The organism is Streptomyces sp. NPDC053431 (genome assembly GCF_044544925.1).
In the GTDB taxonomy this organism is placed as follows: domain Bacteria; phylum Actinomycetota; class Actinomycetes; order Streptomycetales; family Streptomycetaceae; genus Streptomyces.
Window position 1 is genome coordinate 227720 of record NZ_JBITXX010000007.1, and the last position, 20304, is coordinate 248023.

The 20304-nt window shown below is 72.2% G+C and carries 21 protein-coding genes; 6 read left to right on the plus strand and 15 right to left on the minus strand.

Annotated elements, in window-relative coordinates; genetic code table 11:
• Positions 1–227: 227 nt before the first annotated feature.
• Positions 228–1448, minus strand: a complete 1221-nt coding sequence (locus ACIGXE_RS19340) for an RNA-guided endonuclease InsQ/TnpB family protein (protein WP_399748892.1) — start codon at positions 1446–1448, stop codon at positions 228–230.
• Between the two features lie 239 nt (positions 1449–1687).
• Between ACIGXE_RS19340 and ACIGXE_RS19345 the strand changes: the two genes are divergently transcribed.
• Both ACIGXE_RS19345 and ACIGXE_RS19350 read left to right on the plus strand, forming a co-directional pair.
• Positions 1688–2242 carry a peroxiredoxin gene (locus ACIGXE_RS19345; protein ID WP_399748894.1) on the plus strand — a complete coding sequence of 185 codons (555 nt, stop codon included), beginning with the start codon at positions 1688–1690 and terminating at the stop codon, positions 2240–2242.
• A 2-nt stretch (positions 2243–2244) separates the two neighbouring features.
• Positions 2245–2778, plus strand: a complete 534-nt coding sequence (locus tag ACIGXE_RS19350; RefSeq protein ID WP_386865860.1) for an alkyl hydroperoxide reductase — start codon at positions 2245–2247, stop codon at positions 2776–2778.
• Positions 2779–2853: 75 nt separating this feature from the next.
• Here ACIGXE_RS19350 and ACIGXE_RS19355 read toward each other — a convergent pair whose 3' ends face one another.
• The 5 genes from ACIGXE_RS19355 to ACIGXE_RS19375 form a co-directional block, all read right to left on the minus strand.
• Positions 2854–3552 carry a hypothetical protein gene (locus ACIGXE_RS19355; RefSeq protein ID WP_399748896.1) on the minus strand — a complete coding sequence of 233 codons (699 nt, stop codon included), beginning with the start codon at positions 3550–3552 and terminating at the stop codon, positions 2854–2856.
• Positions 3549–5060 carry an AI-2E family transporter gene (locus ACIGXE_RS19360; RefSeq protein ID WP_399748898.1) on the minus strand — a complete coding sequence of 504 codons (1512 nt, stop codon included), beginning with the start codon at positions 5058–5060 and terminating at the stop codon, positions 3549–3551. Before ACIGXE_RS19360 ends, ACIGXE_RS19355 begins: the two co-directional genes overlap by 4 nt.
• 126 nt (positions 5061–5186) lie before the next feature.
• Positions 5187–5882 (minus strand): transglycosylase SLT domain-containing protein, encoded by a 696-nt coding sequence (locus tag ACIGXE_RS19365; RefSeq protein WP_399748900.1) that lies wholly within the window; start codon positions 5880–5882, stop codon positions 5187–5189.
• Positions 5883–6255: 373 nt separating this feature from the next.
• On the minus strand, positions 6256–7578 hold the full coding sequence (locus ACIGXE_RS19370) for a PhoH family protein (protein ID WP_399748902.1): 1323 nt from the start codon (positions 7576–7578) through the stop codon (positions 6256–6258).
• A gap of 349 nt (positions 7579–7927) precedes the next feature.
• Positions 7928–8689, minus strand: coding sequence for an isoprenyl transferase (locus ACIGXE_RS19375; protein ID WP_365347781.1), 762 nt, complete (start codon positions 8687–8689; stop codon positions 7928–7930).
• Between the two features lie 110 nt (positions 8690–8799).
• On the opposite strand from ACIGXE_RS19375, the gene mgrA reads away from it, so the two are divergent.
• Both mgrA and ACIGXE_RS19385 read left to right on the plus strand, forming a co-directional pair.
• The gene (gene mgrA, locus ACIGXE_RS19380) at positions 8800–9837 is read left to right on the plus strand and encodes an L-glyceraldehyde 3-phosphate reductase (RefSeq protein WP_399748904.1); all 1038 of its coding nucleotides are present in this window, start codon (positions 8800–8802) and stop codon (positions 9835–9837) included.
• Between the two features lie 444 nt (positions 9838–10281).
• On the plus strand, positions 10282–11439 hold the full coding sequence (locus ACIGXE_RS19385; protein WP_399748906.1) for a winged helix DNA-binding domain-containing protein: 1158 nt from the start codon (positions 10282–10284) through the stop codon (positions 11437–11439).
• Positions 11440–11443: 4 nt separating this feature from the next.
• On the opposite strand, the gene ACIGXE_RS19390 is transcribed toward ACIGXE_RS19385, so the two are convergent.
• Together ACIGXE_RS19390 and ACIGXE_RS19395 are read right to left on the minus strand one after the other, a co-directional pair.
• Positions 11444–12949 carry a DUF2079 domain-containing protein gene (locus tag ACIGXE_RS19390; RefSeq protein ID WP_399748908.1) on the minus strand — a complete coding sequence of 502 codons (1506 nt, stop codon included), beginning with the start codon at positions 12947–12949 and terminating at the stop codon, positions 11444–11446.
• A gap of 54 nt (positions 12950–13003) precedes the next feature.
• Positions 13004–13741, minus strand: coding sequence for a prepilin peptidase (locus ACIGXE_RS19395; RefSeq protein WP_399749099.1), 738 nt, complete (start codon positions 13739–13741; stop codon positions 13004–13006).
• Between the two features lie 38 nt (positions 13742–13779).
• Between ACIGXE_RS19395 and ACIGXE_RS19400 the strand changes: the two genes are divergently transcribed.
• Positions 13780–14142 carry a DUF192 domain-containing protein gene (locus ACIGXE_RS19400; protein ID WP_399748910.1) on the plus strand — a complete coding sequence of 121 codons (363 nt, stop codon included), beginning with the start codon at positions 13780–13782 and terminating at the stop codon, positions 14140–14142.
• On the opposite strand, the gene ACIGXE_RS19405 is transcribed toward ACIGXE_RS19400, so the two are convergent.
• Positions 14114–15244, minus strand: a complete 1131-nt coding sequence (locus tag ACIGXE_RS19405; RefSeq protein ID WP_399748912.1) for a hypothetical protein — start codon at positions 15242–15244, stop codon at positions 14114–14116. The genes ACIGXE_RS19400 and ACIGXE_RS19405 overlap by 29 nt on opposite strands.
• An 11-nt stretch (positions 15245–15255) precedes the next feature.
• Positions 15256–15624, minus strand: a complete 369-nt coding sequence (locus ACIGXE_RS19410) for a hypothetical protein (protein WP_399748913.1) — start codon at positions 15622–15624, stop codon at positions 15256–15258.
• A 185-nt stretch (positions 15625–15809) separates the two neighbouring features.
• Between ACIGXE_RS19410 and ACIGXE_RS19415 the strand changes: the two genes are divergently transcribed.
• Entirely contained in the window at positions 15810–16832 is a 1023-nt protein-coding gene (locus tag ACIGXE_RS19415; RefSeq protein ID WP_399748915.1) for an endonuclease domain-containing protein, read from the plus strand.
• Here ACIGXE_RS19415 and ACIGXE_RS19420 read toward each other — a convergent pair.
• The 5 genes from ACIGXE_RS19420 to ACIGXE_RS19440 all read right to left on the minus strand — a co-directional run bounded on the left by ACIGXE_RS19420 (position 16814) and on the right by ACIGXE_RS19440 (position 20290).
• Entirely contained in the window at positions 16814–18169 is a 1356-nt protein-coding gene (locus ACIGXE_RS19420; RefSeq protein WP_399748917.1) for a hypothetical protein, read from the minus strand. The genes ACIGXE_RS19415 and ACIGXE_RS19420 overlap by 19 nt on opposite strands.
• Before the next feature lie 7 nt (positions 18170–18176).
• A complete protein-coding gene (locus tag ACIGXE_RS19425) occupies positions 18177–18779 on the minus strand; it encodes an OmpA family protein (protein WP_399748918.1) in 603 nt (200 codons plus the stop codon).
• 10 nt (positions 18780–18789) lie between these two features.
• Complete coding sequence (locus ACIGXE_RS19430) at positions 18790–19329, minus strand: hypothetical protein (protein ID WP_399748919.1); 540 nt, start codon at positions 19327–19329, stop codon at positions 18790–18792.
• Between the two features lie 62 nt (positions 19330–19391).
• On the minus strand, positions 19392–20015 hold the full coding sequence (locus ACIGXE_RS19435) for a hypothetical protein (protein ID WP_399748920.1): 624 nt from the start codon (positions 20013–20015) through the stop codon (positions 19392–19394).
• A gap of 38 nt (positions 20016–20053) precedes the next feature.
• Positions 20054–20290, minus strand: coding sequence for a Flp family type IVb pilin (locus ACIGXE_RS19440; RefSeq protein ID WP_399748922.1), 237 nt, complete (start codon positions 20288–20290; stop codon positions 20054–20056).
• Positions 20291–20304 lie beyond the last annotated feature (14 nt).

Here is a 20304-nt window from a genome sequence, read left to right on the forward strand (position 1 = left end):
CCTTCGATCAACACGACCGAGTTTGCCCAGAAAAGTCCTACGAGGGCAATTGACCCCCTCCACCGCCCCAGGAGGGCGAGGATTCTCCGCCTGCGCGAAACCTCCGAGATGGAGGCCGCCCGCTTCGGACGGGTTCCTGCTTCCTCCCCACCAAGGGTGGGGGTTGCGCCCACCGCCCGGCTCACCGCCAGGCCTTACACGGGCTCCACAGGCGTGAACCGCCGCCGTCACCGGCGACGGGCCCCCGGTCCGGGGGTGGATGGTGCCGTCTTTGAAGCCGCGAGGAGACGACGACCCTCGTGACGGATCACCTTCCCCGCATTCCAGTCCCGATCATGCCGGACTCCACACCCTGGGCAGGTCCAGGCCCGCACCCACAGCGGCTTGGGGCCGTCTTGACGCCCACAGGACGAGCAGATCCGTGTGCTGGGAAACCGGCCGCCAACCTGTACAAATGAGCGTCCGCGCCGCCTCGCCTTGTACTCCAGAAACCCTACGAACTGGGCCCAGCCCGCGTCGTACACGCTCCTGGCCAGCCGAGTGCGCGCCATCCCCCGCACGTTCAGGGTCTCGCAGTAGACGGCTTGATTCTCGCGCGTCAGCCTGTGGGACCACTGATGCTGGAAATTGCGGCGGGCGTCCGCCACGGCTGCGTGAGCACGAGCAGCCTTGACCCGGGCTTTCTCCCGGTTCTTCGAACCCTTCTCCTTCCGCGACAGCTCCCGCTGCCGCTTCGCTAGCTTCTTCTCCGCCCTGCGCAAAAACCTCGGGTTGGCGATGTGCGAACCGTCGGCCAGCACGGCGAACCGAGTGAGACCGAGATCGATGCCCTGATCACCGCCGACCGGCGGCAGCAGGTCCGCGGCCGGATCGGTCTCTACCACGAAGGACACCCAATACCGGCCGGACCGATCCCTGATGAGCGTCACCGACGATGGCGTCGACGGCAGATCGCGACTCCACTTGATTCGCACCTCCCCGATCTTCGGCAGCCGCAGCTTGCCGTCATCGAGCACCCGGAACCGGTCCGACACAGTGAACCGCGCCGACTGCCGCGCATCCTTCCGACTCTTGAGCGTGGGCGGACCCACCCGTGGACCGGACCGCCTGCCGGTCTTGGAGTCCTCGTGCGCCTTCCACGCCCGGTCCAGATCCCGCAGGGCCTGCTGCAGCACGCCGACCGGAGCATCCGCAAGGAACGCCCGCGACGGATTCCGCTTCGCCTCGGTGATCAGCAGCCGGCCCAGCTCGCCAGCCTTCGGGATGCTCCAGTAGGGCCCCTCGGCAAACCGCGCCCTCGGACTGCCTAGCAGGCTGTTCGCTCGCTTGCGCGGCGCCACGATCGCGAGGGCGTCGTTCCAGACCACACGCTTGCAGCCGAAGACACGGGCAGCGCGGATGCGCTGCTCGGGCGTAGGCCAGGCGCGGAACTGGTAGCGGAGTTGCATACGGTGACCATAGGACCAGTGGCCGCAGGCGCGTACAGATCGACCGAAGTCGCCTGAAACTGTCCCACTCCGCCCACCTCACCTGCAGTCTTGTGCACATCACTGCGATAATCGAACAGTCAGATCCGGATATTGATAACCCGCACGGATCAGTGTGACCCGATTGATCGATTTCACTGTCCGATATTCGACGTGAAAGCCTTCATGCGTCCAACCCCTCATTCGCATGGAGAAACACTGTGCTCACTGTCGGTGACAAGTTCCCCACCTACGACCTGACCGCCTGCGTGTCGCTGGAGAGCGGCAAGGAGTTCGCGCAGATCGACCACAAGACCCACGAGGGGCAGTGGCGTGTGGTGTTCTTCTGGCCGAAGGACTTCACCTTCGTCTGCCCGACCGAGATCGCCGCGTTCGGCAAGCTGAACGACGAGTTCGCCGACCGCGACGCCCAGATCCTCGGCGTCTCCGGCGACTCCGAGTTCGTCCACCACGCCTGGCGCAAGGACCACGCCGACCTGCGTGACCTGCCCTTCCCGATGCTCGCCGACTCGAAGCACGAGCTCATGCGCGACTGCGGCGTCGAGGGCGCGGACGGCTTCGCCCAGCGCGCCGTGTTCGTCGTGGACCCGAACAACGAGATCCAGTTCGTCATGGTGACCGCCGGCTCCGTCGGCCGTAACCCCAAGGAGGTCCTGCGGGTCCTGGACGCCCTGCAGACCGACGAGCTGTGCCCCTGCAACTGGAACAAGGGCGAGGACACCCTCGACGCCGCCGCCCTGCTGGCCGGTGAGTGAGCATGGCGCTCGATGAGCTGAAGGCCGCCGTACCGGACTTCGCCAAGGACCTGAAGCTGAACCTCGGTTCGGTGATCGGCAACAGCGAGCTTCCGCAGCAGCAGCTGTGGGGCACGGTGCTGGCCTGCGCCATCGCCTCGCGTTCGCCGAAGGTGCTGAAGGAGCTGGAGCCGGAGGCCCAGGCGAACCTGAAGCCCGAGGCGTACCAGGCCGCCAAGTCGGCCGCCGCGATCATGGCGATGAACAACGTCTTCTACCGGACCCGGCACCTGTTGTCGGACCCGGAGTACGGGACGATGCGCGCCGGTCTGCGGATGAACGTCATCGGCAACCCGGGCGTCGAGAAGGTCGACTTCGAGCTGTGGTCGCTGGCCGTGTCCGCGATCAACGGCTGCGGCCAGTGCCTGGACTCGCACGAGCAGGTCCTGCGCAAGGCCGGCGTCGACCGCGAGACGATCCAGGAGGCCGTGAAGATCGCCGCGGTCATCCAGGCGGTCGGCGTCACGCTGGACGCGGAGGCCGTGCTGGCCGAGTAGGCCGGTCCGTACGACGTGCGTGCGACGAAGGGCCCCGGGGTTCACCGACCCCGGGGCCCTTCCGTCGTTCTCCGCTCACTTCGTCCTGAGGGCCGTCATCAGCTGCCGCATGTCCTCGACGAGGTAGGTGCGCAGCGCGGCCGGGTCGAGCCTGCGCGGCACGCCCTTCGGGTTGCCGTTCTCGTCGTACTCGACGGCGGCGGAGAGCCGGAGCCGGATCTCCGCCTGCCCGTCCAGGACGTCCAGGACCATGGCGTCGTCGCTGTCGTTGAGGTAGGCGGTGTCGCCCAGCCCGTCGATCCGGTCTCCGCCGCCCACCAGCGGGTCGTGCATGAGGGCCTCGAACTCGGGCCGCGGGTCGGTGACCCGGTGCAGTGCGTAGGTGACCTCGATGTCGTACGGCACCGGCTTGGCGTCGAGCGTCACCAGGCAGTTGACCCGGTAGAGGCCCGGCTCGTCCAGGCCCAGGGGGTTGGTGGCCTCCTCCCGGCGCCCGAGGGCGGCCGAGAGGCCCTCGAAGGTGGCCGCCCGGCAGGGGTCGACCGCACGGTAGCCGCGCAGGTCGGGACCTGTCGGCCGGTCCTGCCGGTGGTACGCGTAGAGTCCGCCGGCCCAGACCGCCGAGGCGAGGACCGCGCCGCCCAGCGCCCACACCCAGGGGCCGCGGCGCCGCGGCGTTCTCGGGGCGGGACCGGGTACGGGGGGCGGCGGGGACAGCGGGGCGACGGGGTCGGGGAATCCGCCGCCGTCGACGAGCTCGGGCTCGGAGATCACGCGCGGCCTCCGGGCACCCGGTCTGCCGAGCCGGGCGCCGGGGTCGGCGCCACCTGGTGGGCGGTCGCGCCCCGGGGCTCGGGGGCGGCCCGCAGGGCCTGTTCGGTGCTGTACGCGCGGAGGTAGCCGACCGCCGTGTTGGCGACGGCGACCAGCGGGACGGCGACGACGGCGCCGCCGATGCCGGCGGTGAGGCCGCCGGCCGCGACCGCCAGGACCACGGCGAGGGGGTGCACCCGCACGGCCCGCCCGAGGATGAACGGCTGCAGGACGTGGCCCTCGATCTGCTGCACGGCGAGCACGACCACGAGCACCATGAGGGCGGTGAAGACCCCGTTGGTGACGAGCGCGACGACGCACGCGAGGGCGCCGGAGACGACGGCGCCGACGAGCGGGATGAACGCGAAGAGGAAGATGAACACGGCGAGCGGCACGGCCATCGGCACCTCGAGGAACCACAGGCCGAGGCCGATGAAGACGGCGTCGATCAGGGCGACGAGCACCGTGCCCCGGACGTACGCGGTCAGGGTCCGCCAGGCCCGCGGGCCGGCGCCCGCGACGCCGGGCCGCGCCTGGGCGGGCACCAGCTTGAGCGTCCACTCCCAGACCTTCTTCCCGTCGTAGAGCAGGAAGAGGGTGGAGAACATGGCGAGCAGGATGCCGGTCATCGCCTCCACGACCACGGTCACGCCCTGGAGTCCGGCGGAGGTGATCTGTTCGGCGTTGGTGCCGATGGTGTCGCTGAGGTTCTTGGCGATGTCGTTGATCTGCTGCTCGGTGACGTGGAACGGGCTGTCGAGCAGCCAGCGCTTGAGCTCCTCGATGCCGTCCTTGACGCGGTCGGACAGGTTGTCGACGTTGTCCATCACCTGCCAGACCACGAACCAGCCGACCAGCCCCATGATCACGAAGCCGGAGACGGCGGTGACGGCGGTGGCGAGCCCGCGGGGCAGGCCCTTGCGGCGCAGCAGGGCCACGGTGGGCTGGAGCAGCGCGGTGATGAGAAGGGCGGCGACGAAGGCGAGGACGACCAGCTGCACGGAGCTGATCACCTTCATCAGCACCCAGACGGTGCCCGCGAGGACGAGTAGCCGCCAGCCGGCCTCGGCGGCGACCCGCATTCCCCAGGGGATGGCGGCCACGGGATCGGGGCGGGCGGCCACGGCCGGCGCGTAGGCGGGCGGGGCGGGGACGGAGGCGGCCGGGGCTTCGGCGGCGGGGGGCGCGGCGGACGGGGCCCGGTCGGGGCCGGGGCCCGGGGCGGCGGCCGCGTCCTCGGCAGGCTCGGCGGCGGGGGCGGCAGCGGGTGCGGCGGCGGGGGCGGGGGCCGGGCCGGCCTCGACGGCCGGGACGAGCACGGGGGCGGTGCCGGGCACCGTTTCGGGGACGGCGTACGGTCCGCCGATGGCGGTGGCGCGCTCGGTCTCCGCCCGTCGTTCGTCAAGGCGTTCGCCCATGCGGCTCAGGCCGTCGCCCATGCGGCGCAGCCATCCTGGCAGTCTCGACATGCTCTTCCCTCTCCCCCCTCGGCCTCCTGAACCTACACCCGTATGCGGGCGAAGCCCCTCACCGAAGGACGGTGAGGGGCTTCGCCGGGTTGAGCGGGGGCCGGTACGGATACCGGGCGCCGTCTCCTAGTACCAGTGGTTCGCCTGCCAGAACGACCAGGCGCCGCAGGGGCTGCCGTAGCGGCCGTTCATGTAGCTGAGGCCCCACTTGATCTGGGTGGCCGGGTTCGTCCGCCAGTCCGCGCCGGCCGAGGACATCTTCGAACCGGGGAGGGCCTGGACGAGACCGTACGCGCCCGAGGAGGCGTTGGTCGCGGTGTAGTCCCAGCCGGACTCGTGGTTCACGATGTTGCTGAAGCACTGGAACTGGTCGCCCGGGATCATCTGGCGGGCGATCGCCTTGACGTCCGAGATGCTGTACGAGCTCTGGGCGGAGAAGCTCGACGCGTCGCGCAGGGCGGACCGGCTGGCGCGCTCGGCCTCGGCCTCCTTGCGCTCCTTCTCCGCCTTGTCGGCCGCGGTCTTCTTGGCCTCGGCGTCCTTGGCGGCCTGGATGCGGGCGGCTTCCTCGGCGGACTTGCGCGCGAGGGAGTCGGCGGCGGCAGCCTGGGCGTCGGCCTGCTCCGCGAGGGTGGAGACCTGTACCTGGGCCTGCTCGCCCGCGGGGATGTCCGCGAGCAGCGTGGTGTCGGCCGCGGTGGCCTCGAAGTTGTCGTCCGCGGCCTGGGCGGCGTTGCCCGAGGCGACACCGACGACGGCGCCGACAGTGGTGACCGCAGTGGCCGAAGCCACCGCGAATCCCCGGACCGAGATCCGGCTCACACGGTTTCCTTCCAGCATCGCCCGCACAGGTGACCAAGCGGGCGAAATCGTGCCCCTGACGCTGGTCTTCGACTACTGGGTCACAGAAGACACGGGCCCGTGGTGCTGTGGGCGGCATACGGCGAACGGCTGTTGAGTTGTGTGGTGCTACACCCCTGAGGGTGCACGTGTGCCGTATGCGGGGCCTGACGGAAGCAAGACTTTGCCGGACGGCGACACCGCAAGGCAATTCCATGCTGCGTGTGAAAGCTCACACCGGGCCGGACGTACGGGATTTGGTCGATAAGGCGGACAGCACGACGCCGCCCGGCTAAGCTCTCGCGCTTTGCCGGGCGGCGCCAACTGCGGTGCGAATCACCTCATTCGGGACAGATCACATCTGACCGTCCTCCAGCATCTCGGTCACGAGCGCCGCGATCTGCGAACGCTCGGAGCGGGTGAGCGTGACGTGCGCGAAGAGCGGATGCCCCTTCAGCTTCTCGACCACGGCGACGACTCCGTCGTACCGGCCCACCCTCAGGTTGTCGCGCTGGGCGACGTCATGGGTCAGCACCACGCGGGAATTCGCCCCGATCCGGGACAGAACGGTCAGCAGCACGTTCCGCTCGAGGGACTGGGCCTCGTCCACGATGACGAAGGCGTCGTGCAGCGAGCGGCCCCGGATGTGGGTGAGCGGCAGGACCTCCAGCATGCCGCGGCCGAGCACCTCCTCGATCACCTCGCGGCCGGCCACCGCCGAGAGCGTGTCGAAGACCGCCTGCGCCCAGGGGCTCATCTTCTCGGCCTCGGTGCCCGGCAGATAGCCGAGCTCCTGCCCGCCCACCGCGTACAGCGGACGGAAGACCATCACCTTCTGGTGCTGACGGCGCTCCAGGACCGCCTCCAGGCCCGCGCAGAGGGCGAGCGCCGACTTGCCGGTGCCGGCCCGGCCGCCCATGGAGACGATGCCGACGTCCGGGTCGAGCAGCAGGTCGAGCGCGATCCGCTGCTCGGCGCTGCGGCCGCGGATGCCGAAGGCCTCCCGGTCGCCGCGCACCAGGCGCACATTGCCCTCGGCCGTGATCCGGCCCAGCGCCTTGCCGCGCTCGGACTGCAGCACGAGACCGGTGTGCACCGGCAGCTCGGCCGCCTCCGGCACGTACAGCGTCTCCTGGTCGTAGAGCAGGTCCACCTGGTCGGCGGACAGCGCGACGTCGGACATTCCGGTCCAGCCGGAGTCCGTGATGGCGAGCTCCGCCCGGTACTCCTCCGCGAGGAGACCGACCGAGGACGCCTTGATGCGCAGCGGCAGGTCCTTGGAGACGACGGTGACGTCGTACCCCTCCGCCTGCAGGTTGCGCGCGACCGCGAGGATGCGGGAGTCGTTGTCCCCGAGCCGGTAGCCGGCCGGGAGGACCCCGGGGTCCGAGTGGTTGAGCTCGACACGCAGGGTGCCGCCCAGGTCCCCGATGGGGAGCGGGGCGTCGAGGCGTCCGTAGCGGACCCGGAAGTCGTCGAGCAGGCGCAGGGCCTGCCGGGCGAAGTAACCGAGTTCGGGGTGGTGCCTCTTGGCCTCCAGCTCGGTCACCACGACGATGGGAAGCACGACTTCGTGCTCCTCGAAGCGGGACATCGCGCTGGGGTCGGCCAGCAGGACGCTGGTGTCGAGAACATAGGTGCGCCTGTCGGACAAGCGGCGCTTAGTGCTGGTCACCACGGAAGGACAGACCCCCTTCGAGGACCCCACTGAGGTCGGGGTTGCGACGTACCCGCTCCGGCGGAGGGGCCGCTGGCGGAAAGGCCGCCGGCGGAGCCGGTGTCGCGGCGGGATGGGACCGGGCTCAGGCCACGATGCGCGGGCCGAGCTCCGGCCCTCCGCTTCGTCCGTACATGTCCTGCACGGTCTTCCTGGTGCAAAGGGCCTCCCGGGTGGCGGTCTCCGTGCCGCTCACTTCACCTGGGATATGCCCTCGAACACACGCCGTCATGCCATGGCATATGACGGCGTGTTCATGAACAGGGGGTGACGGAAGGTGCCGATGCCGCCGAAAGGGGCGCCGGAGGTGTCAGTTGCCGAAGCGGCGGTGCCGGGCCGCGTAGTCACGCAGCGCCCGCAGGAAGTCGACCTTGCGGAAGGCCGGCCAGTGCACCTCGCAGAAGTAGTACTCCGAGTGCGCGCTCTGCCACAGCATGAAACCGGAAAGGCGCTGCTCACCGCTGGTGCGGATGACCAGGTCGGGGTCGGGCTGGCCGCGGGTGTAGAGGTGCTCCGCGATGTGGTCGATGTCGACGATCTCCGCCAGCTCCTCGAAGCTGGTGCCGCGCTCCGCGTGCTCCAGGAGCAGCGAGCGGACCGCGTCGGCGATCTCCTGCCGGCCGCCGTAACCCACGGCGACGTTCACGAGTATGCCCGTGTTGTCCAGGGTGGCCTGCTCGGCCTCCTTGAGGACGGACTGGGTGCGCGCCGGCAGCAGGTCCAGGGTGCCCACGTGGTGCACCCGCCAGCGGCCGTCGGCGGCGAGCGCCCGCACCGCGTCCTCGATGATCCCGAGCAGCGGGAGGAGCTGCTCCTCGGGGCGGTTCAGGTTGTCGGTGGAGAGCATCCAGAGCGTGACGACCTCGACGTCGGTCTCGGCACACCAGCCGAGCAGCTCCTGGATCTTGTCCGCGCCGGCCTTGTGGCCCTGCTCGGGGGTGCCGCCGGAGGCCTTGGCCCAGCGCCGGTTGCCGTCGAGGATGACGCCGATGTGCTTGGGCACCTGGGCGTGGTCCAGTCGGCCTTCCACCCGGCGTGCGTAGAGCCCGTACACCAGGTCGCGCAGGTTCACTGTTCTTTACCCCTCCATGCAGTGTCGGCCCCCGAAGCCGCCACATTACTGCGGACGGGTAACCGGCTCCCAGCCCGGGACTGTCACAAGTCCGTGATAAGCAGAGATACGTGACTGATTCCCCCCTGTACCGCGCCGCCGCGGACCGCTACGACGCCATGGAGTACCGGCGTACCGGCCGCAGCGGGCTCAAGCTCCCCGCGATCTCGCTGGGCCTGTGGCACAACTTCGGCGACGACCGCGCCCTCGAATCCCAGCGCGCGATCCTGCGCCGCGCCTTCGACCTGGGCGTGACGCACTTCGACCTGGCGAACAACTACGGCCCGCCGCCGGGCTCCGCCGAGCTGAACTTCGGCAAGCTGTTCGCCCAGGACCTCGCGCCGTACCGGGACGAGCTGATCGTCTCCACCAAGGCCGGGTATCTGATGCACCCGGGGCCGTACGGCGAGTGGGGCTCCCGCAAGTACCTGATGTCGTCGCTCGACGCCTCGCTGAAGCGGATGGGCCTCGACTACGTCGACATCTTCTACTCGCACCGCTTCGACCCGCACACCCCGCTGGAGGAGACGATGGGGGCGCTCGCCTCCGCCGTCCAGCAGGGCAAGGCGCTGTACGTGGGCGTCTCCTCGTACACGAGCGAGCAGACCGCCGAGGCCGCGGGGATCCTCAAGGAGATGGGCGTCCCGGCCCTGATCCACCAGCCGTCGTACTCGATGATCAACCGGTGGACGGAGGAGGACAACCTCCTCGACACGCTGGAGGCGGCCGGCATGGGCTGCATCGCCTTCGTGCCGCTGGCCCAGGGCCTGCTCACCAACAAGTACCTGAAGGGCATCCCGGAGGGCTCCCGGGCCACCCAGGGCAAGTCCCTCGACCCCGGTCTGCTCTCCGACGAGGTGCTGCGGCGCCTGCGCGGCCTCGCGGACATCGCCGAGCGGCGCGGGCAGTCCCTCGCCCAGCTCGCCCTGCGCTGGGTGCTGCGCGACGAGCGCATGACCTCGGCCCTGATCGGCGCGTCGAGCGTCGCGCAGCTGGAGGAGAACGTGGCGGCGCTCGCCGCGGCTCCGCTGACCGAGGATGAGCTGAAGGAGATCGACTCCTTCGCCGTCGACACCGAGGGCACCAACATCTGGGCCGGCCGGGGCTGACCCGCCACGCGGCGCCGGGGCCGCGCCGGACGGGCCCGGAGCGGAAGCCGGTGGACCGGGCGCGCCCTGAGCCGGGAAGAGCCGGACCGGGCCCGGAACAGGGAAGCCGTGAACCGGGCGCGCCCGGGGCCGGGAAGCCGGTGAGATCGGCCCGCCGTGAGCGGGCAAAGAAAACGGGCCGGTCCGTGGGGGGGATACGGACCGGCCCGAGGGGGGGTTTCCACCATAACCCTTCATTAGTCGTCCTGGGTGCCACGCGCGCCGAAGAGTCGCCCTCGGATCCGTCGGAGGCCAAGCGGCACAAGGGCTGTAGGGCCCCGTGGCGGGTTTGCGCCCGGGCGTGGCGGCGGAATCGGTACCTCCCACGGGGGACCCCTCCGTCAGGTCACCCGGTTGACGCCGAAGCGGACGGATCCTGACCTACACGACCTCTACGGTCACTTCATGACGACCTCCCCACCCCCGCACGTCACCTGGGCGCGGGCCGACGCCCGCCGGATCCGCCGGCAGTTCCTCGACGCGCCCGCGGACACCCCGCCGGAGGCGGTGGCCGCCGCGATGCTCGGCGCGCACGCCCAGGTCCTGTCGGCCGCCGAGCTGTCGGTGGCGCTCCGCAGGACGGAGGGCACGCGGGCCGACGTCCGCGCCGCGCTCCGGCGGGACCGCACGCTGGTCAAGACGTACGGACCGCGCGGCACCGTCCATCTGCTGCCGGCCGCCGACCTGCCGATGTGGACGGGCGCGCTGTCCGCGATCCCGGGCGGGGGCGACCGCCGGCCGCCGCACGTACGGATGACGGCCGGGCAGACGGACGAGGTCCTGGCGGCGATCGCGGACGCGCTGACGGACACCGAGCTCACCGTGGACGAGCTGACGGACGCGATCGTGGCACGCACCGGCCCGTGGGCGGGCGACCGGGTGATGGACGCCTTCCAGGACAAGTGGCCCCGGTGGCGCCAGATCACGCACGTGGCCGCGCACCGCGGGGTGCTGGCCTTCGGCCGCGACCGGGGCCGGAAGGTCACGTACACGAACCCGGGGGTACGCCCCTCGGCGGGGCCGCGGGCGCTCGGCGAGCTGGTGGAGCGCAATCTGCGCGCGTACGGCCCGGCCACCCCGGCCCACTTCGCGAAGTGGCTGGCGGCGCCGCCCGGCTGGGCGACGGAGCTGTTCGCCTCACTGGCCGGCGCCGGGCGGGTCGAGGAGGTGTCCTTCGACGGGGCGCCGGCCTGGGTCGCCGCCGGCGACACGGACTTCCCGGACGAGCGGCCCCCGCGCGGGGTGCGGCTGCTGCCCTACTTCGACGCCTTCGCCATCGCCTCCCAGCCGCGCGCCCGTCTCTTCCCGGGCCCGGCGTACGAGCGGGCCCTGGCGGGCGGGCAGGCCGGGAACTTCCCGGTGCTGCTCGTCGACGGCGAGGTGGCGGGCGTCTGGCACCAGCGCCGTTCGGGGAAGCGGATCGCGGTGACGGTCGAACCGCTCCGTCCCCTGTCCCCGGCCCGGCTCCGGGACCTGGAGGCACAGGCCGAGCGGGTGGCGACGATCCTGGAGGGCCGGGCCGAACTGACGGTGGGGACGGTGACGGTAGGAGCGCACGCGTGACGGATCAGCGGGGGGCGCGGTGCAGCAGGGTGACCCCGTCACGGCGCGCGACCACCGTGTAGCCGTACTTCTCGACGGCCGCCTTCAGCTCCGCCTGCTGCTGCTCCGGCGGGTAGGGCCAGTGGCCCGGCCGGTACGGCCAGGACTCGGGGGCCTGGGAGTCGTGCACGATCCACTCGGCGGTGGGCCGCGGCAGGCCGGTGTGCTGCTGCTCGTAGAGCCGGCCTTCGACCGGGAAGGTCGGGAAGACGACGACGGTGCAGCGTGAAGTCAGCTGGGGGGCGAGCCGGTTGGAGGCGGCGACGGTCACGCCGTCGGGGATCCTCGCGAGCAGCGCGCGGGCGGCCTCCAGGTGCGGGGTGGTGTGCCAGGTGGCCCGCTGGGCGAGCTGCGCCAGCGGGAAGGAGGGGATGAGGACGGCCGTGACGGCGAGGACGGTGGCGAGGGCGGCACGCACGTTGCGGGGGTTGGTCTCGCGGCCGAGGACGTCGACGAGCCCGGCGAGGACGACCGGCATGAGGATCGCGCTGTAGTGGAAGGCCGTCCCCCAGTGGAAGCCGTTCTCGGAGGCCATCCGCCAGGCCAGGGTGGGCAGCGCGATCAGGATGAGCGGGGAGCGCAGGGCGAGCAGCGCGGACGGGGCGAGGACGAGGACCAGGGTCGTCGCCTTGATGTCGGGGCGGAACAGGTCGAGCGGGGCGTGCGCGAGCGCGCCGAGCAGGGAGCCGTGGGCGACGGCGAGCTGGCCGCCGTGGGCGTAGCCGCCGGTGGGGCCGAGGGCGGGGATCAGGACCTTGATCTCCAGGAAGGAGCCCAGGAGGCCGGCGGCGAGGGTGGCGAGACCGAGGGTGCGGGCCCGCCGGTCCGCACGCCCTTCGCCGTCCTTGCGTCCCTTGAGGGCGATGTACGCGCCGACGGCGGCGAGGGTGAGCCCCAGGTCCTCCTTGACGAGGAGGAGCGGCGCGGCCCAGGCGACGGCGGCCCGCCAGCGGCGCCGGCCGAGCGCTTCGAGCGAGAAGGAGAGCAGGGGGACGGCGAGGGCGACCTCGTGGAAGTCGAAGGCGGCGGCGGAGGCGATGCCCCAGCTCAGCCCGTATCCGACGGCGACGACGTGCGCGCCGCGCGGGCCGACGTCCCGCTGGGCCCAGCGGACCAGCGGGACGGCGCCCAGCGCGAGGAGGGCGGACTGGGCGACGAGCAGGCTGAGCGGGGAGGGCCAGAGCCGGTAGAGGGGGGCGAGGGTGGCGAGCAGCGGGTGGAAGTGGTCGCCGAGGAGGTTGAAGTCCACGCCGCGCAGCGGGGCGACGGGGGCACGGAGCTCGGCGTAGGCGCGGACGGCCTGTTCGAAGATGCCGAGGTCGTATCCGGTGGTGCGCAGGAGGAGGTGGCGGCGCACGGCGACGGTGGCGTACAGCAGGCAGAGGGCGGCCGCCCAGGCCCAGGGGACGAGGGCGGGGCGCCGGTACCAGGGGGTGGCGGGCGGTTCGGGGAGCGCCGCCTCCCGTCGCATTGGTGACGCTTTCTCATCGATTGTCCGCATATGGCCTGATGCTAGGGCGCCCGTTCAGGGGAGGGCGGTGAACGCGCCGAGCAGCAGCCCCAGGAGAGCACCGACGATCATGAAGGGGCCGAAGGGGATCGCGGTGCCGCGCCGCGCGCGGCGGGTGAGCAGCAGCCCGAGCCCGTACAGCGCGCCGAGCAGGAACCCGGCGAACGCCCCCAGGAAGAGCACGCCCCAGCCGTACCAGCCGAGGGCCGCGCCCAGCGGGACGGCGAGCTTCACGTCGCCGAAGCCCATCCCGTTCGGGTGGAGGAGGAACAGGACCAGATACCCGCCGCCGAGCGCGGCCGCCCCGAGAAGGGAGTGGATCCAGGATCCCGCCGCGTACGGCAGGGCCGCGGCGACCGCGAGCAGCAGCGGCAGCACGGCGGCGAGCGGCAGGGTCAGCCGGTCGGGCAGCCGGTGCACCCGGACGTCGACGCAGGCGAGCAGGGTGCCGAAGGGCGCGGCCAGCAGCCAGACGAGCAGTTCGGGACGCGGGCCGCCGGTGGCCGCCGCGAGCGCGGCGCAGGCGAGCGCCGTGAGCAGCGGCGCGGCCGACGGCACGGAACTGGTGGCACAGCCGGCACGTCCCGGCCCGCCCAGCCACCCCCGGGCGGGACCCGCGAACGGATGGCCCGCCGGACAGGCGGCCCGCCACGGCTCGTCCGGGGCGACGGACAGCCGGTACGCGGCGCGGGGCACGAGCAGCCCGGCCGCCGCACCCCACAGGGCGGCGGCGGTGACGAGAACCAGCGACAGGGCGTCCACGGCCCGACCCTAGGGCTACCGTCTCCCCCATGGGGAGGACTTGGCGTGACGGATCGGGCCTGCTGGCGACCCCGGGCGGGGCGGTGCCGCTGGAGATCGCGGCCTCCTACCGGGCCCGGCGACGGGGACTGCTCGGCCGGGACGGGATCGAGGGCGCCCTGCTCATCACCCCGACGAACAGCGTCCACACCTTCGGGATGCGCTTCACCATCGACGTCGCCTACCTCGACCGCTCGTGGACCGTCCTCGACGTGGTCACCATGCGGCCGGGGCGGCTCGGGATGATCCGGCCGCGCGGCCGGCACGTCCTGGAGGCGGCGGGCGGTGCGATGGCCGGGTGGGGGCTGCGGCGGGGCGTGTCCGTCACGGTGGACCCGAACCGAGCAGGGTGAAGGCCCCGTAGCAGGCGGACCCGAGCGCGAGGGCGGCGAGCACCGGCACGGCGGTACGGGTACGGAGCCGGGCCAGCGCCACCGCCGGCGGCAGCAGCAGCCCGAAGGCGGGCATCATCAGGCGCGGCCGGGAGCCGAAGTACGCGGCGCCGACGAGCGAGATCACGACCACGGCCACCGTGTACACGAGCAGCGGGAGCGGCTGCCCCTGCCGCACGCAGAGGACGACCAGCCCGCCGAGCAGTCCGAGCGCGGCGCACAGCCCGAGCGCGGCTGGCCAGGGCAGTCCGGCGATGAAGCGGGCGAGGGCGACGCCGCCGTCGATGGAGTTGCCCCAGGCGGCCTGGACGTCGAAGTAGGCGGTGGCGCTGCCCTGGCGGAGGCCGACGTAGACGATGTACGCGAGCCAGCCGAGCGGCGCGAGGAGCGCGCCGGCGACGACGGACGCGCGCGCCCCGCGCTCGCGGACGACGGTGACGAGGGCCGTCACACCGAGGGCGGCGATCAGCGCGGCGGCGGTCGGCCGGGTCAGCCCGGCCAGCGCGCACAGGGCGCCGGCCACGAGCCAGCGCCCGCGCAGCACGGCGAGGAGCGACCAGGCGGCGAGCGCCGTGAACAGGGTCTCCGTGTACGCCATCGACTGCACGAACGCGGTCGGGTACACCCCCCACAGGACCGCGAGCAGCACGCCGGCCCGCGGCCGTCCCGTCACGTGCGCGCCCACGGCGTAGATCCCCCAGGCGGCGGCGAGCGAGGCGGTCCAGGAGACGACGAGCCCGGCGGTCGCGGCGTCGACCGGCAGGACGGTGGACAGGGCGCGTTCGAGGGCGGGGAAGAGCGGGAAGAAGGCCAGGTCCGCGTGGACGGCGCCGTCGGGCAGGGTGACCGCGTAGCCGTAGCCGTGCTCGGCGATCCGGGTGTACCAGACCGCGTCCCAGCGCCCCATGAGCCGGTGCGGCCCGTCCTTGCCGGTGGCCGCCGCGGCGACGGCGAGCACGACGAGCCCGAGGACACGGGTGGCGGCGTAGCCGCCGAGGGCGGCCCGGTGCGGGGCGACCCGGGTGGAGACGGCTACCGGCGGGGCGAGGGCGGTGCGGGACATGCGCTCGATTATCAGCCGCCCGGTCGAATGCGCAGGAACCTGGCCGCCAGGACCGGACCCAGCTGCCCCACGATCTCGTGGCCCGGCTCGTGCGGGTCGGGCAGGTCGCCGAGGAAGGAGGTGACGATCACCTCGTCGATGCCGAGCTCGCCCCGGCGGCTCTGCTCCTCCAGGAAGTCGAGGGTGCCGCGCCAGTCGATCCCGTTCCCCTCCTCCCCCAGGAACGAGCCGACGGTCCCCTGGACGACGTTCCAGAAGAAGACGTGCGGCAGGACACCGCCTTGGTTGAAGACGTGGGTGTCGTACGCGTCACGGAACGCGGGGACACGGGCGACGAGATCGCTGACCAGCTGCACGCTGCTCGGGGTCGTGGTCGTCATGGGCAGCCCACTTCGGAAGCACTCTGCACTTTTGCCTTTTGGGGAGGCCTGAAGACCAGGATGCGCCTGCGGAAGTGCCCCGTCGCGTCGCTTTTGCGCTTTCCTGACGACGTCTTATGCCGGGTTTTCCACAGGGGATGCGAAGTGTCCCCCATCCGTGGATCGTTGCGCGTATGTACGAGTTGATGAGACTCGCCAGGGGCGGGGTGCTGCTCACGGTGTGGGCACTCGCCGCCGGCTGGCCGCGCGGGCGGCTGGGCCGGCGGCTGCACGGGGACGGCTGGCAGTGGATCTGCCGGGGCGCGTGGGCGGTCCCGGGAAAGGAGGTGGACTGGCGGGTGCGGGCCAGGGCGGTCCAGCTGCTGCGTCCGGACCTGGTGTGCAGCCACGGCACGGCGGCGGCACTGCACCGCATCGAACTGCCGGCGGGGTACGCGGCGGGCGCGGCCGGGGACGGAGCGGGGGCCGGCGACGTCCTGGAGTTCACCTCACACGCGGCGGGCGCGGCCCTGAGGCCCCGCCGACCACACGGGGACCAGCCCCTTCATGGCCGGATACAGGCGCGCGTGCGGGTCCGCACGACGTCCCGCCTGACCGACCGGGACTGTTCGCTGCGGCACGGCCTGCGGGTGACGACCCCGGCGCGGACGGTCGGCGACCTGATACGGGCGGCAGGCAGCCGGGAGGCCGCCGTGATCGTCGCGGACTCGGCGCTCTCGCACCGCTTCGTCGGCGGCCTGCGCCGCGCCCCGCTCGTCCGGCCCGAGGACCTGGCCGCCGAACTCGCCACGCCCCGCCGCGTGGGCGGCCCGGCGGCCCGCCGCTGGCTGCCGCTCGCCGCACCGGGCTCCGGCTCGCCCGCCGAGACGGTCGCCCGGCTGCGGATGCGGGACGCGGGCCTGCACCCGGAGGTCCAGCCGACCCTGCGCACGCTCGCGGGCCGCGCCCTGCACCCCGACTTCTACTTCCGCGCCGCCGGAGTGGTCGTCGAGATCGAGGGCTTCGCCTACCACGGCCCCCGCGCGGCCCACGAGCGCGACGTCCACCGCTTCAACGAGCTCCAGAACTGCCCGGGCGTCCGCCGCGTCCTGCGGTTCACGGCCCGTGAGGTCTTCACCCGCCCGGACCGCATGACGGCCACGATCCGGGCGACCCTGGCGAACTGCTCCGCTCCGGACCGGGCGGCCCGTCAGGCCCCGCGGGCGTGACGTCCCCGGGGGCGGTTCCGGGCACGGGACCGGCCCTGCCGGAAGGGGAGCAGGGGCCAGACGGCGAGGGAGGCGACGAGGGCGGTGCCGGTGGAGATGCCGGCGATGCCGACGGCACGGAGGATGGGGTCCGGGTCGGGGGCGGGGGCGGCGGAGCCGCCGGAGGGAAAGCCGGAGGTGCCACGGGAAGCGCGACCGGAAGCGGCATCGGACTCGGGATCGGAAGCGGCGTCCGACCAGGGCCGGGAAGCGGGACCGGGGGCGTCTTCCTGCCCTCGGGCGGCGGTCGCGGACGACGAGGGGAGGGCGAGATCGAGCGCCACGGGAACGGCCGCGGGGGCCCGCCGGTCGAGGCTGACCTGGAGGTAGTAGCTCCCCGCGAAGCGCATCGCGCTGACGGCGTCGGTGGCGCCCTCGGTGCGGTTGGCGTACGCGGCGGGGGCGGTGGCGAGGAGGAGGGTGACCGGGTCGCCGGTGTACAGGCCCTTGCGCTCGTCGACGGCGCCGCGCGCCGGGTTGTAGAGGGCGAGCCGCAGTCCGTCCGGGAGCGCCGAACGCCCGGGCGGGGCGGTCGCGTTGCCGAACCGCGCGCGGGCGAAGAGCTGCTGTCCCCAGGCGACGGGCACCCGGTAGAAGCGGCTCTCCCCCGGCCGCAGCTCGTCCCGCCAGGTCCCGGCCCCGGCGAGCGGCGCGGCATCGTTGAAGCCGGTGCCGCCGCGGGCCGCGCGGCCCCGGCCGGAGGCGTCGTCGCCGAAGCCGGGCGGAGGTTCGGTGCTCCAGGCGGTGGGGGCGGGCGGTGGGGCGTCGTCGCCGGATCCGGGCGCGGGCTCCACGACGTAACCGAGCTCCAGGTTCCAGCGCCAGGCCTCCCGCCGGCCGTCGCCGCCGTCCCGGCCGACCCCCTCGACGACGAAGTCGTACTCCCCCGGCTCCTGGCAGTCCCGGCCCGGTTCGACGCGGCGGCTCACGTAGTCGGCGACGGGGCGGGCGGTGTCGCCGTAGAGGCGCACGTCGGTGCGGATGCCGCACGGCAGGCCGGAGGCGCTGCGCAGCGACAGCGAGACGCCGTCCACGACGTCGACGGCGGTACCGGGCGCGGGAGCGAGGACGGCGGAGAGGAAGACGTTCGAGGAGCCGTCGAGGCGCACGCGGTAGGAGCGGGTCTCCCCGCGCGCGATGCTGTCGGTGTACGTACCGGGGCCGGGCAGCACCGAGCCCGTGCGGACGGGCCGGGCGTCGGGGGCGTTGCGGTACCCCGACGGGAGGGGTGGCGCGGCGGGGAGGGCGGGCGTGCCCAGTAACCCGAGGACGAGCGCGGCGATGGCGACCCTGCGCATCCCCCCGCTACCCGCCGGAGGTGCGGGGGAAGGAGACCTCGACGCGGCGGTTCTTCTTCCGGCCCTCCTCGGTGGAGTTGTCCGCGATCGGGTAGTCCTCGCTGTATCCGCGGATGTCGAAGGTGGTGCCCGGGTTCAGGTTCTTGGCCAGCTCCTGCTGGACGGCGCCCGCCCGCTCCTTCGACAGCTTCAGACCGTGCTCGTACGTCCCCAGGTCGTCGGTGAACCCGAACACGCGGACGCGGCTGGACCCCTGCTTGTTGATCTCCACGGCGATGGCGGCGATGCGGGCGGTGGCGGCGGGGCTCAGCTTGGCGCTGTCCTTGGGGAACAGCACCTCGGCCTGCAGCGCGAACGTCACGTCGACGTTGGTGTCCTCGCGCCGCTGCTCGCCGCCCTCCTCCTCGACGATCTGCTTGATGTCGAGCACCTTGGCGGGGGCGAGGGTGGCGCCGTCGGGGAGCATCAGCGCGGGCGAGGTGGCGTCGATGGCGGGCGGCGGCGAACCGCTGGACGTGGAACCGGGCGGATCGTCGGCCCGCGCGGTCCCCCCGGACAGCAACACGAGGCCGGCGGCGAGAGCGGCGAGGCGGCGGGGTGTCGTCGTCATGGCTGCGCCCTCAGGAGAGCTTGATGGTGGCGGGTGTAAAAGTGGGGAGTTGGAGCGAGACCTCGGCCGTCGTGGGAGGTGGGGCGGGGAACTGCATGAAGACGGGGGTCTCCGCCCCGGAGTCGAGGCTGGACAGCCTGGTGGTGGTCAGGGGGCGCCCGTCGGTGTCGCGGAGGACGTAGTAGCGCTTCTTGCCGACGGAGTCGAGGAGCGTTGCGCCGCCAAGGGAGTTGCCGTGCTTGATGATCTCGGTCTCGTCGCCACTGAGGTGGGAGGAGATGACGGCGACATCACCGGACGTGTTCTTCAGTACGCCGCTGACAGTGATGAACCCTCCGGCGTCGCGCTTGGCCGAGTGCACCGTCAGCTCAAGCCCTTCCTGCCCCTTGAGGACGGCCAGAACTTCGGTGGACTCGGTCGAGGGGGACGACTTCTCGTCCTGACTGCCTGCCTTCGGCCCAGCTGAGCTCGCGGCCGGCTGCTCCTTCTTCGGCTGCTCTTCGCTGCCGCACCCCGTCACGATGAGAGCCAGTCCAGCCGCAAGGGCCACGGCAGCCCCTCTGCGGGCCTTCCTCGCGTACCGAACGTCCATGAATCAAGGTCCTTCGTTCGTCAGTCGGCAAGTCGAACAGTGAAGAGGTCCGCGGCGCCGGGCAGCCGCGGGTGATCCGGGTCGATGACCCACTCGACGCCACCGCACACGAGGCCCGTGATTGGTTCCGGCTCCGGACTCGGGGTGGGCGTCGGCTCCGGCGTCGTCGAGCCGGTGGGCGTGGGCATGGTGGGTGCCGGCGGGGGCGTCGGCTCCGGCATGTCGAAGGAGCAGCGAGGCTCCAGGACTGCCGTAGCGGACGCGACGGCGTTCTGCTTGTCGGCACCAGGGACGCCGACCGCGTCGAGAGTACGGATTTCTACCCGAAATCCCTTCTCGCCGGCCCGAAGCGGGGTACAGCCGCCTTCCGGCACCTCGGCCCGGTTCCTCTCCGCGAAGAGTTCCGCCTGCCGGCAGGCAGGATCGGTCAGATACCCGTCACCGTTCAGATAGGCGTCCCACTCGGCCGGGTCGAGGATCACATCGAGCCAGCCGTCGCGCAGTTGTTCCCTGGCGTCCTGAGCCGCGGCGAGCGCGGCGGCGTCGGCCGCCGTCTGTCCGCCGTTGCGCGTGACGGCCGCCTGTGCCACGGCGAAATACACGAACGCGAGGAACAGCAATCCGGCCATCACCGTGATGTACACCGGAAAGGCCTGGCCAGCATCGTTCCGCCGGTCAACTGTCAGGGATGAGAACCGGAACCACCACCGGTCAGGCTGGTGATCTTCCGACTGATCGCGTCCTTGATGTCCTGCCCGATGCTCGTCCCCGAGATAGCCACCACGATCGCCACCACCACCACGATGATCCCCAGGTACTCGACCGCCGTCTGCCCCCGGTCCCTGGTGTTCCTTCTCGTGGGCCAACTTCCCGCGTGCACCCTGGCCTTGGTCAGGGCCTTCAGCAGCGCGTCGTTCATCGTGTTCCCCTCCG